Source organism: Parahaliea aestuarii (assembly GCF_008064635.1).
Classification (GTDB): Bacteria; Pseudomonadota; Gammaproteobacteria; order Pseudomonadales; family Halieaceae; genus Parahaliea; species Parahaliea aestuarii.
Map to the genome: position 1 here is coordinate 22,088 of NZ_VRYZ01000009.1, position 13,622 is coordinate 35,709.

Genomic DNA, 13,622 nt, shown 5'->3' on the forward strand with positions numbered 1-13,622 from the left:
ATCCAGTGATGGATACGCCAAAGTCTACGTTTGCGTATCACCGGCGGCAGTGTTTTTCTGGCGATAAGTCCAGAAAAATGTTCCGCCCGTATTCGCCGGAGCGATGCCCGTGCGCGTGCGTTTATGCTAGTGTCCCGTTCACAAACCCGCCTGAATATTGGGAGAAAGCGTCGGTGCCAGAGGGTGGCCAATTACCAACCGTTGCGGCGTCCGGGCCGCGCACGCTGCCGGACATTCTGGCCCTGCAGGCCGAAAGAACACCGGAGGCAACAGCCTTGTGGTGGCAGGGTCAGGCACTCAGTTACCGCTATCTGCAACAGCGGGTCGAGGAACTGGCGGCGACCCTGGCTGCCCGCGCGGCGCCGGGAACCCGGGTGGGTGTGCTGGCCTGGAACTGCCCGGAATTTGTCGAACTGATTTATGCGGTGCCGCTGGCGGGCCTGGTGCTGGTGCCGCTGAATGCGCGCCTGGCTCCGGCGGAATGGCTGTACCAGCTGCAGCAGTCCGGGGTGGAGATGCTGGTCGGTGACAGCGCCCTTCTGGACAATCTCCACCAGCACCCGGACTGCCCGGCGGGCCTGGAGTGCGTGGCGTTGGGGCCGGACTTCGAGGCCTGGCGCCGGGCTGGCGGGGCGGCTGAGCTACCTGCCCTCGATCCTGCGGACCCGGTCTGGATCCTGTATACCTCCGGCTCCACCGGCCGTCCGAAAGGCGCGGTGCTCAGCCACGCCGCCTTTCTCGCCGGGTTGGCGTCCGCCGCCCTGGGGCGGCCGGTTGCAGTGGGTGACCGCTATTACTATCCCTTTCCCCTGTTCCATGTGGCGGCCCACAATGTGTTGCTGCAGCATCGCTACGGTGCCGCGGTGGTACTGGCGCGCAGCTTCGAGGCCGGCGATACCCTGCGCAGCTGTCGCGAACTGGGGGTGACCACCATGTCCCTGGCGCCGACCATGATCGCCATGCTGCTGGAACACCCGGATTTTTCGCCGGCGGATTTCGCCACCGTGCGTTCCATCGGCTATGGCGCCGCCGCCATGCCGGAGTCCCTGCTGCGGCGATTGCTGGCGGAGACCTCTGTCGGCCTCTGCCAGAGCTACGGCATGACCGAGCTGGCCGGCAGTATCTCTTTTCTCACGGCGGATGATCACGCCTGCGCGGCGGCCGGCGAAACCCAACTGCTGCGCTCGGTCGGGCGCCCCCTGCCCACGGCCGAGGTACGCCTGGTCGACGAGGGCGGGCGCGACTGCCCGGTCGGTGAGCCGGGGGAGGTGCTGGTGCGCGCCGACCAGTGCATGTCGGGATACTGGCGCCAGCCACAGGCCTCGGCGCGGGCGCTGGTGGGCGGCTGGTTGCACACCGGTGATGTTGGCCGCTTCGATGCCCGGGGCTATCTTTACCTGGTGGATCGCAAAAAGGACATGATCATCAGCGGTGGCGAGAACGTGGCCTCGCGCGAGGTGGAGGAAGTGCTGCGTCGCCATCCCGCGGTGCGTGATTGTGCCGTCATCGGTTTGCCCCACGCCCGCTGGGGCGAGGTGGTAGTGGCGGTGATGCAGCTTGATAATGCGGTGACTGACGAGGCGCTCGCCGGACACTGCCGCGGCCTGCTGGCCGGCTACAAAACCCCCAAACGCTGGCTGCGGGTGGATGCCCTGCCGGTCAACGCTGCCGGCAAGGTGGATAAACCCGCGCTGCGAGCCCGCTTTGCCGGCGAGGCGTGCCCTGCCGCCTGAATCCCGACATCAACAAAACCTGCAACCTGGAAGGAGCACACCATGAATCCTGCACACATTGTCGCGCTGCTGGCCCTGTGCCTGCCGACCCTGGCCCTCGCCGACGCTGTCAGCCCCGAGGGCCAGTGGCGCTCCATCGACGACGAGACCGGCAAACCCAAGGGCGTAGTGGAAGTGCGCATTGAGGAGGGCGAACTCAGTGGCCGCCTGCTGCGGCTGATCGAACCTTCGGAGCCCGATCCGGTCTGTAAGGCCTGTGAAGGCGAGCGCAAGGATCAGCCCATCGAGGGCATGGTGATCCTGTGGGGGCTCAGCGGCAGCGGTGCCGACTGGGACGATGGCAAGGTGCTGGACCCGGAGAGCGGCAAGGTTTACGACGCCTCGGTCACAGTGATCGATGGTGGCGCCCGCCTGGAACTGCGTGGTTACATGGGTGTGTCCTGGTTGGGGCGCACCCAGGTGTGGGAGCGTATCGACACAGCCGCCCCCTGACCTTCTCGACAACACAGCAAGGAACTCTACCCATGACAGACGCCAACAGCGCCTATACCCCCCCTCGTGTGTGGCAGTGGAATGCCCAGGACGGTGGCCGCTTCACCAATATCAACCGCCCCGTTGCCGGGCCGACCCACGACAAGGAACTGCCGGTCGGTGAACACCCCCTGCAGCTGTACTCCCTGGCCACGCCCAACGGGGTCAAGGTCACGGTGATGCTGGAAGAGCTGCTGGCGGCCGGCCACAGCGGTGCCGAGTACGATGCCTGGCTGATCAATATCAGTGAGGGCGACCAGTTTGGCAGCGGCTTTGTGGCGGCCAACCCCAATTCCAAGATCCCGGCCATGGTGGATCACAGCGGCGCCGAGCCGGTGCGTATCTTTGAGTCGGGCGCCATCCTGGTTCACCTGGCGGAGAAATTCGGCGCCTTCCTGCCGACCGGGCCGGCGGCGCGCGCCGAGTGCCTGTCCTGGCTGTTCTGGCAGATGGGCAGCACCCCCTTCCTCGGCGGCGGCTTTGGCCACTTCTATGCCTATGCGCCGGAGAAGCTCGAGTACCCTATCAATCGCTACACCATGGAGGTGAAGCGGCAACTGGATGTGCTCGATCGCAACCTGGCCGAGCGCCGCTTTCTGGCGGGCGACGACTACACCATTGCCGACATGGCCACCTGGCCCTGGTACGGGCAACTGATCATTGGCAGCATTTACGATGCCCAGGAATTTCTGGATGTGCACAGCTACAGCCATGTAGAGCGCTGGGCGCGGGACATCGCCGGGCGCGCGGCGGTGCAGCGCGGCGAGCGGGTCAACCGCATGTGGGGGCCGGAGGAACTCAGGGTGGCCGAGCGCCACAGCGCCGCCGACCTCGACTGAGCAAGGCCGAACGCTGGTGACAGGCCGACTGGCCTGTCACCAGCAAATATGAATGCAGGCCGCGGTCTTTCTAAGAGCCCCGCTGTCTGTCAGCCGAACTTCTGCTGTGGAGAGTTGCTGCAGGTGGCGGTGACGACGTTGCCGTTGTTGGCCTGCAGGCAGTGGTCGAAGCCGTTTTTAAGGCGGCCCTGGCCGTCCAGCGACCACTTCTGGTCCTTGCTGCCGCCACAGGCCTTCAATACCACGTTGCTGCCGGGCTTCTGTGCCTGGCCACCCACGGCCACGCACATGGCGCCGTGACTTTGCAGGTGATGCTGGCCGTTGATCTGCCATTTCTGGTTGTTGGCGCCGCCCTCGCACTTGCGCATCACCACGTTGACGCCGGCCTTGGACGGATCGCCGGCGGCCTGCATGCACTGGCCGTTCGGCAATGCAAAGGTGCGGAATTTGCCTTCATCCTCTACGATTTTGTGGCCCTCCTCCTGCATCTTCTTGAGAGCGTCGGTGTTGAGGTCGATCGCGTAGGCACCCGCGGTGCACAGGGCCAGCAGACCCGGTATGAGGAAGCGGTATTTCATGGGCGTTGTCCTTACACTGTATGATCATCTGCCAGGCGCAGAGGTAGGTCCTGCTGGCCGCTCAGTCGACCAGCGGGTGACTGTAAGAATAGACCACGGATGCCGGTAGAAAGTGCCCCAGCTCAATAAAAAATGGCTGTTCCTGCCGCTGGCAGGCCTGCTCTTGCTGCCAGTGCTGGGGGCGGCCGGCCTGCTGTGGCTGGGCTCCACCGAGGCGGGAACCCGCTGGCTGGTGGCGCGCATCCAGCCGCTGCTTCCCGCAGGGATTGGCTGGCAGTCCCTGGAGGGCGAATTACTGGGCGAGTTGCAGCTGCGCGGACTCCAGGTACAACAGCAGGGGCTGGCGCTTGCCCTCGATGAATTATCCCTGGACTGGCAGCCGGCCAGCCTGTGGCAGCGGCGGGTGGTGGTGCAGTCCCTGCAATTGCAGGGGCTGCGCGTGGTCCTCGGTGACAGCGACAAAACCGAAGAGCCCGGCCAGCCCTTTGACCCGGAGGCGCTGAACCTGCCGGTCGATATCGTGGTGCACCGGGCGCGGGCAGTCGATATTGAAGTCGCGCAAAGGATTGATGGTGAAGCGCAACTGCTGCAGCGGGTGGATGACCTGCAGGTCCGGGAATTCACGCTGCTGGGCCGGCAGCTTGCGCTGCAACAATTCGCGCTAACCGCGCCCGAGGGTGAGGTGAGCGCGGTGGTCGAGGTGGTCTTGCGCCAGCACATGCCGATAGACGCGGTGCTCGACTGGTCCTGGCAGTTGCCCGGCCAGCGCCAGGGGGCGGGCCAGCTGACGCTGGGCGGCGACCTGCGCGCCCTGCGAGTCCGGCATCGCGGTGGCGGTGACCTGCCGGTCAATCTGCAGGCAGAGTTGCGCGACGCGCTGGGCCAGCCCGGTTGGACCGCACGACTGGACTGGCCAGCACTGGTGTTGAGCAGTGACGAGGGCAGCCCGCGCCTGGCGCAGGGATGGCTGGAAAGCGAGGGCAGTCTCGATGCCTTCCAGTTGGCATTGCAAACAGCGGTGAGCGGCGTCGGCCCCGACCCGGTAGCCATCGCATTGCAGGGCAGAGGTAACAGTACATCGCTGAACCTGTCCCCACTCGAACTGGGCAGTGGTAACTACCGGCTGCGAATCAGCGGGCCGATCAACTGGCAGGACGGTGTCGCGGTGGACCTGGCGCTGTCTGCCGCCGGGCAAAAGCTCCAGTCCCTGAATCCGCAACTGCCCGATGACATGGCGGCCGAAGGCCAGTTGCGGGCCCATTATCGTGGTGAGCATGTCGAGCTACAGTCCCTGCAGCTCGCGCTGTCCGATTCCCGCCTGCGCCTGGCGGCCAGCGGCACGGTGGAACTGCCCGCGGATGGCGATCCCCTGCTGGACCTGCAGCTGCAGTGGCAGCATCTGGCCTGGCCCCTGCTGGCGGAGGTGGCCGCATTCGCCAGCCCCGAGGGCAACCTGCAGCTGCGCGGCAGCCCGGCCGACTGGCAGCTGCAGCTGGCGGCGGCGGTGACCGGCGCCCAGCTGCCGCCGGGCCAGTGGCAGGCGGAGGCCAGCGGCGATACGGAACAACTGCAATTACAGGCCCTGCGCGGCGACCTGCTGGACGGGGAGATACGGGCCAGCGGCACGGCGGGTTGGGCGCCCCGGGTGCGCTGGGATGTAGCGCTCACGGGCAGCGGTATCGAACCGGGGCCCTGGCAGCCGGCACTGGCCGGGCGCATGGATTTTGCCCTGCACACTGCGGGCACTCTGGAAGCGGGCGGCCCGCAGGCGGAACTGGTGCTGCAACAGTTGCGCGGCACCCTGGGTGGCCAGGCGCTGAGCGCCGAGGCGAGCGCAAGGGTGGCTGGCGATAGCGTCAATCTGCAGCGCCTCGCGTTGCGCAACGGCACCAACCGTGTCGATGCGCATGGCACTCTGTCACCCGATGTCCTGTCCCTGGACTGGTCCCTGGAACTGCCACAGCCGGAGAACTTTGCCGCCGGGGCCGCCGGCAACCTGCAGGCCAGTGGTCGCCTGCGCGGCAGCCTGGAAGCGCCCGTGATGGAAGCGAGGCTGGAAGGCAATGCCCTGCAATGGCAGGACATGTACCTGTCACAGCTCTCCGGGCAGTTGAGCGCGGGGCTGGCGCCCGCAGCGCCGCTACAGCTCGACCTGCAACTGGGCCCGCTGGAGCAGGACGGCGCCCTGCTGCTGGAGGGCCTTGCGCTTACCGGCCAGGGCAGCACCGGCGAGCACAGCCTGGGCCTTACCCTGCGCAGCGAGACGCAGGCTCTTTCTGCCCGGCTGAGTGGCGGCCTGGTGGATGGGCAGCGTTGGCAGGGCCAGTTGGCGGAACTGGATGCCGCCGCCGAAGGGATGGGCCACTGGCGGCTGGTACAACCCGCGGACCTGATGCTGGCGGCCGGGCAGGCCAGCCTGCAGAACGCCTGTCTGGCGGGGGTGGATGACAGCGAGGGTAGTGCCTGCCTGAGCGGAAACTGGTCTGCCGCTGCCGGCACCGAGGGCGAGGGCCATATAGAAAACCTGCCCCTGGGCCAGTGGCTACCCGACTTGCAGGCGGACTTCAGCGGCAACTTCAAGGCCGCCCTGGCGCCGGATGGCCGCCTGCAGGGGCACGGTGATTTTGCGGTGAGTCCCGGTGAAGTGAGGGTGGAATCCCCCGGCGGCATACAGGTACTGGCGCACGGCGGGGGGCGGGCCCGGGTCGACGTCGGCTCCCAGGGACTGGCGGCGTTTATCAGCCTGCAGCCGCTGGAGAGCGGCTACATCGGCCTCACCGTCGCCCTGCCGGAGCTGGATCGCCTGCCACTGGCGCAGTCCCAGCCCCTGTCCGGCAGTGTGCAGGTCAGCCTGCACGAACTGGGTGGTCTGCAGGCCTGGCTGCCCGGGGTTGAAGACATCGAGGGGCAGCTGGATGCCGACCTGCTGCTCTCCGGTACGCTGGCGCAGCCGCTGATAGCCGGTGACATGATCCTGGCCGGCGCTGGCGCCAGGCTTCCCGGCGCCGGCCTCACCCTGGAGGATCTCGCCCTGCACTGGCGCGACGACCCGGCCCGACCCGGCTGGCTGATTGTGGACGGCGGTGTACGCTCCGGGCCGGGCTCTCTGTCGCTGTCCGGGGGACTGTCCATGCGCAGCGGCGCCGTGAGCCTGGCGCTGCAGGGCGAGCAGCTGGAAGTGTTCAACACCGACGACGGGAGGGTGCTGCTGTCGCCCGATATGCAGGTCGACTGGTCCGATCAGTTGCTGCGACTGCGCGGCCAGGTGGTGGTGCCCCGCGCCAGTATCACCCCCAAACTCAGCATCAGCCCGGGTGTGGCGGCGGGCGACGCGGCCGCCGTGGAGGACAGCTCGGTCGAAGTGCAGGTGATAGCACCGTCGCCGGACGTGGTGGTTCTCGGTGCGGAGGACGAGCCTGCGGGCGCCGATACCGGTTTGCCGTTCCGCCTGGACAGCGATATCGAACTGGTGCTCGGCGAACGTATCCGCGTGGATGCGGTCGGCCTGAAGGCCCGCCTGGCCGGCCGGGTGCGCTTTATCAACCGGCCGGGGCAGCGCGACCTGCTGCCCCTGGCCGACGGGCAGTTCACCGTGGAAGACGGTACCTTCCGCTCCTTCGGCCAGGACCTGGAAATCCAGACCGGCAGGGTGCGCTTTGACCGGGTGCCGGTGAGCGAGCCGGAAATCAGCCTGAGAGCGGTGCGCTGGATCGACAACGATCCCCTGGTGAGCGCCGCCGGTATCGAGATCAGTGGCAACCTCGACCAGCCGCGCATGGACCTGTTCTCCCGGCCGCAGCTGGACCCGGCCGAGATCCAGTCCTACCTGCTCACGGGGCACTCCTCGGTGTCCGGCAGCGACAGCGCGCTGGATCTTTTCGGCGTGTACCTGCACCCCAAACTCTACGTCAGCTACGGCTACAACCTGCTGGAGGAAACCAGCGAATTCAATGCCCTGTACACCATCACGCCCCGCTACGGCGTGGAAGCCAACGTGGGCGAGGCCGACAACAACATCAACCTGACCTTCACCCATGAACGCTAGCCGCCGGATCGCCGCGATGTTCGCCCTCGCGTGGCTGGCTGCCACGACGGTCCGGGCGGATACGGTGTCGGTGACCGTGGAGGGCCTGGCCGGCGAGGCTCTGCAAAACGTGCAGGCGGCCGTTCCCCTGGCGCGCCATGCGGCCGGCAAGCAGCTGCTGCCCTCGGTCATACGCGAGCAGCACGCCCAGGCAGCGGCCGCCATCGCGCGCGCCCTGCAGCCCTTCGGCTACTACGCGCCGATCATCGACGCCGAACTGGAGGCGCCGCCGCGGGAGGGTGCGCGGGAGAGTGCGCGGGAGGGTGTCTGGCGGGCGCGCTACCGGGTGCAGAGCGGTCCCCAACTGGCGGTGACCACGCTACAGCTGGTGTTCGAAGGCGCCGGCGAGAGCGACCCGCAACTGGCTTCCCTGGTTGAGGCGTTGCCGCTGCAGCAGGGCGATGCGCTCGATCACCGGGTGTACGAACGCAGCAAGCGGGAGTTGCTGGATGCGGTGCAGCGCCTGGGCTATACCGATGCCCAGCTGGTGGCGCATCGCGCCGAGGTGGACCTGGAAGCCTACACGACCCGGGTACTGTTGCAGGTGGCGACCGGCCCGCGTTACGTGGTGGGCGCCATCGACTTCGCTCAGCAGGGCTTTGACGAGGATTTCCTGCGCCGCTATCTCATCCTGAAGCCGGGGGAGCCCTACAACGGCGCCCGCCTTGCCGAACAGCGCCGCATGTTCAGTCGCAGCGGCTATTTCAGCGAAGTGGAAATCGAGCCGGGGGAGGCGGTGGACGCAGTGGTTCCCCTGACCGTCCAGCTGGACGCCTACCTGCCCAATCGCTATCGCGGCCGCGTTGGCTGGGGCAGCGACACCGGCGTCGGCGCCCAGCTGGACTGGACCCGGCGCTATCTCGGCAGTCGCGGCCAGCATTTCAACCTCAGGCTCGGGGTGGTGGAGGAGCGGCGCCGGCTGGCCGGCGACCTCAGCTACCAGATCCCGCTCAATCCGCAGACCGGCACCCGCGTGGTGCTCGGGGCCCGTCACGAAAGCAAGGACCTCACCTTCGAAGATGTCGATCTCTCCGAGGGCGGTGAAACCCGCATTGCCACCAACCTGCTGTCTGCCGCCTGGCAGCGACCTCAGCGTACTCTGGGTTCCTTCAACCTCAGCACGGTGGCGGAATTGAGCCTGGTCAATGAAACCTACGACGTGTTCGAGGTGTTGTTTGGCAATCTCGGCAGCGCGGGCCAGCAGGCCATTATCGATGCCATCGGTCCGGAAGCCTACGACACCCTGGCGCCGGACTTCGAAGCAGTGGTGCCGAGCCTGCGCCTGTCCCTGCGCCGCAGTGACAGCCGCCTGTTCATCCACAGCGGCGACTACTTCGACCTGCAATTGCTGGGGGCGGATGAGTCGCTGGGCTCCAACATCAGCTTCTGGCAGGCGCGCCTGAACAGCTGGCAGATTCGCTCCTTTGGCGAACGCAGCCGCGTCCTGCTGCGCACCTCGATGGGCTACAGCGAGGCCGAAAGCAGCGAAGTGCTGGGGGTGAATTTCAACGAGATGCCCGAGTACTACGAATTTCGCGCCGGCGGTGTGCGCAGTGTGCGCGGCTACAGCTTCGAGAGCCTGTTCCCGGAAGACGCCATCACCGGCGGGCGCGGCCAGTTGGTGGCGAGTGTGGAGTACGAGTACGAATTCATTCCCAACTTCAGTGCCGCCCTGTTCGTTGACGCCGGCAATGCCTTCAACCGCTGGCAGGATTATGACGCCAAGGTGGGCACCGGCTTCGGTGTGCGCTGGCGCTCACCGGTGGGCCTGGCCAGGCTGGATCTGGGCTTTCCCCTGGACGATGCGGACGATGCCTTCCAGATCTACATCACCGTGGGGCCGGAGTTCTAGCGACCCCGGATGTTCATGCCAGGCCTTCCTTGCGTTTCAGGGTGTCGATGTTGCGGCGGATGACGTCGGTCACGTCGGGTCCGAGGCCGCCGAGCTCCAGGCACTGCTGCAGCAGGGCGATGGCTTCTCGCCGCTGTCCCAGGCGAACCCGGATGTTGGCCATGTTCAGGCACATCGAAGCGGAGCGGTAGCCCCTGGCGTAGGCCTGCTGGTAGTGATCCATCGCCACGCCGTAATCCTGCTGGCGATAGCTGGCTTCGCCGGCCCCCTCGAGACTGCGCGCCGGGTCATAGCCAAGCCGCGCGGCTTCCCTGAAATAGTTGTGCGCCTTGGCGTAGTCGCCCGCCTGGTACATGGCCGCCGAGGCGGCGATGTGGTACAGCCGGCCGTCCGGCGCGCTGGCCAGGGCTCTGTCCATCAGCTCGAGATAGCGCAGCGAGCGCTGTGCCCGGGGGCGGTCGGGGTTGGCGTCGACGTAGTGGTGGATGGGGATGTCGAGGTGCCGGCGCTTGTCCCCGGCGATAGTGCCGTCGACAATTTCGTGGATCGGGCTCTGGTAGTAAATGTCGGCGCGGCGCCGGAACAGGCGCAGGATCGGGTTGACGGTATAGCCGCCAAAGCCACGACTGGGCGCGTCCGGCGGGCTGGCGCGCCAGCCGGCGCTGCGCTGTTCACCGGTGTAGTTACGCTGTTCCAGGTAGAAACCGTCGTATTCGGTATCGTCGGCCAATTCACGCAGCCGCTGGTAGTCATCCGGGGTAATGAGTTCATCGGCATCCAGCACCAGAATCCAGTCACCTGTGGCCTGGGCCAGCGCGTAGTTGCGGGCGGCGGCGTAGTCGTCATGCCAGGTGTACTCGAAAAGCCGGGCGTCGAAATCCCTGGCGATGTCCTGTGTGCCGTCGCTGGAACCGGTGTCGACGACGACGAGCTCATCCACGTAGGGCGCCGCTGCGGCCAGGCAGTCGCGCAGGAAAAAAGCTTCGTTGCGCACGATCATGCAGAGTGAAAGCTTCAATGGCCGGTGTCTCCAGTGGTTGGCGGCGCGCGCTGGATTGCCCGGTAAAGCAGGGCTGCGAAAAAGAGCCAGGCGGGCACCAGCGCCATGCTGGTGCGACTGACAGCGGTAAACCGGGTGGCGCCCCCGGCGTATCCGGTATAGGTGAATAGCAGCAGGAACAGCCCGCTCGCCGCCAGCAGGGCGATGCCCGGTGCCACCAGGTCCCTGGGTACCTGCCTGAGCAAAACGCACGCAGCGATCAGCAGCAGGGCCAGCAGGTAGATGAACAGGTGCCAGTTATCAAAACCGGCGAAGCTGCGCAGAATGCTGGGCAGCACCTCGTCGCGGTAGCCCAGATCGAGCCGTTCCAGTGTGTGCCCGGCGATCTCCAGGTCCTGGGGCAGCACTTGTAAAAGCCCCAGGGCCGCCAGGGCCAGCAACAGCAGAATCACCAGCGCCCGGCGCCGGGGCTGGGTAGCGATGATCACTCCGGGAATGAAACTGCAGGCCCAGAACAGGCCCTCGTTCTTGATCAGCGGGCAGGCGAGGGCAAACAGCAGTGCCAGGCAGGCCTGGGCGGGGTCGCGGTCGGCGCACCAGCGGCAGAAGGCCATAAAGGCCGCGGCGTAGAATGTTCCCATGAACAGGTCGGCATAGCCGGCCAGGGCGACATGGGTCTCCAGCAGGGGCATGGAGACAAGGAAGTAGACAAATACCAGCGCTGCCAGGGCGGACAGCTGCGCCCTGCGCAATTGCCCGTAGAACATCAGCGCCAGGGCGATCAGGCAGAAGAACCATGGCAGGTTGATCAGGCTGGAGTCCCAGTGCCCGACAAACAGCGCCATCCACAGCTGTAGCAGCGGCGTGGTAATGGGGTAGTCCGGCATGTGATCGGTAAACCACAGGGGCTCCCGGGCTTGCAGCCACAGCTCCTTGGCCACAAAGGGCGCCAGGCTGCCCTGGTCAAACCAGACCCTGGCCTTGGTGACCCAGGCACTGGTGGCGTCGAAGGGGTAGATGGGGCGCAGCAGTACATCCGGCAGCAGCAGTGCCCCATGTGTGAGCACCAGCACGGCCACCGCGGCGATGGCGCATTTTTCCAGGGGCGAGGCTCCTGGCTGCCTGTCGGGGGCGTTGCCCGGCTGCGTCGCCCGCCGCCAGATGGCCCGGGCCGGAAACATCGCGATGACCGCCAGTACCAGCGACAGCGCTACCGGAGACAGCGGCAGGCCGAGTGGAACGCCAAGGCGCATGACCAGCGTGGCACCGAGCAGGCCCAGCAGCAATCCGTAGCCGGCGACCAGCGCCCGCTGGCCGGGGCCTGCAGGGCGTACCAGCCAGCGCAGCCACAGGCTGCCGAAGGTCCAGGGGATGATGATTGCCAGCGCCAGGTAGAGAGTCTGCATCTACTGCAACCTGTACAGCGCGCCGGCGGCGGTCCTTGCCAGCTCTACCGCGTGGAGCTGGTAGTGGCCGGGCCACAGCAACTGCTGCTTCTCGGGCAGGTAGCGCAAAGTGGTGGGGCGCATCACCGCCACCAGGTCGCCCTGTTGCAAATACTGCCGCTCCGGCAGTTCCGGCCCGTCGCGGAGCCAGTAGACGTTGTGGGGGTAGAGGTACCAGGCGGTACGCATCCCCTGGTAGTCACCGGCGGAGCTGACAAAAATACGTTCACCCGAGACGCCGATCAGCGCCTGTGCCCGCGCGCTCAGTTCGGCCATGGCCCTGTCCCCGATGGCAACACGGCGGGCGTACTCCGGTTGGCCGTGAAATTGCTCTGTCGCCGCATCGCTGCGATGCAATAGCTGGCGTATCCACAGGCCGTCGAGCAGCAGCCAGGCGCCGACGAAAACAGCGGATGTAACGCCGAGGGCGCGTTGCGGGCCGAGGCGCGCCAGGCCGTAGAAAACCGCAACGACGGCGATGAGGAAGGCACAGAGCCAGGCAGTGAAAGGTACTGGCCAGATTGCGCTGCCGGCGTTGTTGACGCCCAGATGGGCATTGATTGACGCCCTGTTCCAGTTGCCGGGCTGCAGCCAGTCTTCTATAGCGGCGAGCAGTGGACCGCCGAAGGTTGGCGGTTCGAGCGTGAGCCCGGAGAGCTCGACCGCGCTGCCAGGCTGGCCCTGCAGGCGCAGCGCAACGGCCCCCAGCGACGGCGGCAGGTCGGCGAGGGCCTGCAGGTTGACGCTTGCCTGGCCTGAGGTCGACGGCAGTTTCTGCATGCCAATCTGCCGGCTGTATGTGCGCCAGACAAAGTCCACGCTTTGCAGCCCGGCGTCCGCCTGAAGATGGAATGCAAACCTGGCGAACTGCCCGATCTGGATACTCCTGGTGCGCAGTTCGATAACGGCAAAACCGTTGCTGGCCAGGGTAATGCGGTAGCTGTCGCTGCCGAGGGCCTGCAGATTGCCGACAGAGGCCTTCAGGTCGGCTGCCGAGAAGTGGTGTTCGCTGGCTGCCTTCCCCGGAGAACGCCAGACACCGGTACCCGCCGCCTGCCAGATCAGCAAGCCGATAGCGGCAATAGCGATAACAAGAACAGGTCGCATCCTGCGAGTGTAGCTCCAGCTTGCCGGCATTGCCTAACCGGCAGTGCGTTAATTACGCTTTTCGGGAAATGTCCCCGCCCTTCCGCGCCTCGTTGCGCAGCGCCAGATGGGCAATTTCATCGTAGCTCGCAATGACTTTTGCCAGCAGGTCCTTGTACTCGGGCATCTCCCAGCTCACGTCGTACCAGTCGCGCACCATGTCCAGGTGCTGGTAGAGTACCTCGACTTCTCCGCTGGACAGTGTCCCGCCCGCTTTCACTTCTATCAGGGCGCGCTGGATCAGCGGTAGTTCCTTGTCCACGAATTCCTGCAGGACGGCCTGCGAGATTCCGTTGTGCTGCTGGTCATTCATTGGCGCTCCAATTCGGCCTGGCGTTATTGCCCGGTGAGCCTACAGTGTAGACAACAATGTCCGCCGGTTTGCCCGGCGGCAATTGAGGGCGGCTGAAATAG

10 protein-coding genes are annotated in these 13,622 nt (G+C 66.2%); 5 read left to right on the top strand and 5 right to left on the bottom strand.

The annotated features are described in order from the left end of the window. Positions 1-173 precede the first annotated feature (173 nt). Genes FVW59_RS17565 through yghU form a run of 3 tightly spaced genes read left to right on the top strand, consistent with a single transcriptional unit; the run spans position 174 to position 3,103 of the window. Positions 174-1,733: an AMP-binding protein gene (locus FVW59_RS17565; protein ID WP_187275957.1), complete on the top strand. Its 1,560-nt coding sequence runs from the start codon at positions 174-176 to the stop codon at positions 1,731-1,733. A 42-nt stretch (positions 1,734-1,775) separates the two neighbouring features. Next, positions 1,776-2,225: a DUF2147 domain-containing protein gene (locus tag FVW59_RS17570; RefSeq protein WP_148065688.1), complete on the top strand. Its 450-nt coding sequence runs from the start codon at positions 1,776-1,778 to the stop codon at positions 2,223-2,225. Positions 2,226-2,257: 32 nt separating this feature from the next. Further along, positions 2,258-3,103, top strand: a complete 846-nt coding sequence (gene yghU / locus FVW59_RS17575) for a glutathione-dependent disulfide-bond oxidoreductase (RefSeq protein ID WP_148065689.1) — start codon at positions 2,258-2,260, stop codon at positions 3,101-3,103. Between the two features lie 89 nt (positions 3,104-3,192). On the opposite strand, the gene FVW59_RS17580 is transcribed toward yghU, so the two are convergent. Beyond that, positions 3,193-3,681, bottom strand: a complete 489-nt coding sequence (locus FVW59_RS17580; protein WP_148065690.1) for an RICIN domain-containing protein — start codon at positions 3,679-3,681, stop codon at positions 3,193-3,195. Positions 3,682-3,793: 112 nt separating this feature from the next. Here FVW59_RS17580 and FVW59_RS17585 point away from each other — a divergent pair, with 112 nt between their 5' ends. Beyond that, a complete protein-coding gene (locus tag FVW59_RS17585; RefSeq protein ID WP_148065691.1) occupies positions 3,794-7,726 on the top strand; it encodes a translocation/assembly module TamB domain-containing protein in 3,933 nt (1,310 codons plus the stop codon). A 16-nt stretch (positions 7,727-7,742) separates the two neighbouring features. Further along, on the top strand, positions 7,743-9,617 hold the full coding sequence (locus tag FVW59_RS17590; protein ID WP_187275958.1) for an autotransporter assembly complex protein TamA: 1,875 nt from the start codon (positions 7,743-7,745) through the stop codon (positions 9,615-9,617). A 13-nt stretch (positions 9,618-9,630) separates the two neighbouring features. Here FVW59_RS17590 and FVW59_RS17595 read toward each other — a convergent pair whose 3' ends face one another. From FVW59_RS17595 to FVW59_RS17610, 4 genes are read right to left on the bottom strand one after another with little or no spacing between them, the layout of a single operon-like run. After that, positions 9,631-10,635: a glycosyltransferase family 2 protein gene (locus FVW59_RS17595; protein WP_148065693.1), complete on the bottom strand. Its 1,005-nt coding sequence runs from the start codon at positions 10,633-10,635 to the stop codon at positions 9,631-9,633. Then, positions 10,632-12,023, bottom strand: a complete 1,392-nt coding sequence (locus FVW59_RS17600) for a hypothetical protein (protein WP_148065694.1) — start codon at positions 12,021-12,023, stop codon at positions 10,632-10,634. Before FVW59_RS17600 ends, FVW59_RS17595 begins: the two co-directional genes overlap by 4 nt. After that, on the bottom strand, positions 12,024-13,169 hold the full coding sequence (locus FVW59_RS17605; RefSeq protein ID WP_148065695.1) for a hypothetical protein: 1,146 nt from the start codon (positions 13,167-13,169) through the stop codon (positions 12,024-12,026). Positions 13,170-13,221: 52 nt separating this feature from the next. Next, positions 13,222-13,521: a hypothetical protein gene (locus FVW59_RS17610; protein WP_148065696.1), complete on the bottom strand. Its 300-nt coding sequence runs from the start codon at positions 13,519-13,521 to the stop codon at positions 13,222-13,224. Between the last annotated feature and the right edge of the window lie 101 nt (positions 13,522-13,622).

Bases quoted from the DNA above. Each gene is read 5' to 3' on its own strand.
- FVW59_RS17600 (WP_148065694.1), bottom strand. From the start codon at position 12,023: ATGCAGACTCTCTACCTGGCGCTGGCAATCATCATCCCCTGGACCTTC.
- FVW59_RS17605 (WP_148065695.1), bottom strand. From the start codon at position 13,169: ATGCGACCTGTTCTTGTTATCGCTATTGCCGCTATCGGCTTGCTGATC.
- FVW59_RS17570 (WP_148065688.1), top strand. From the start codon at position 1,776: ATGAATCCTGCACACATTGTCGCGCTGCTGGCCCTGTGCCTGCCGACC.
- yghU (WP_148065689.1), top strand. From the start codon at position 2,258: ATGACAGACGCCAACAGCGCCTATACCCCCCCTCGTGTGTGGCAGTGG.
- FVW59_RS17590 (WP_187275958.1), top strand. From the start codon at position 7,743: ATGTTCGCCCTCGCGTGGCTGGCTGCCACGACGGTCCGGGCGGATACG.
- FVW59_RS17580 (WP_148065690.1), bottom strand. From the start codon at position 3,681: ATGAAATACCGCTTCCTCATACCGGGTCTGCTGGCCCTGTGCACCGCG.
- FVW59_RS17610 (WP_148065696.1), bottom strand. From the start codon at position 13,521: ATGAATGACCAGCAGCACAACGGAATCTCGCAGGCCGTCCTGCAGGAA.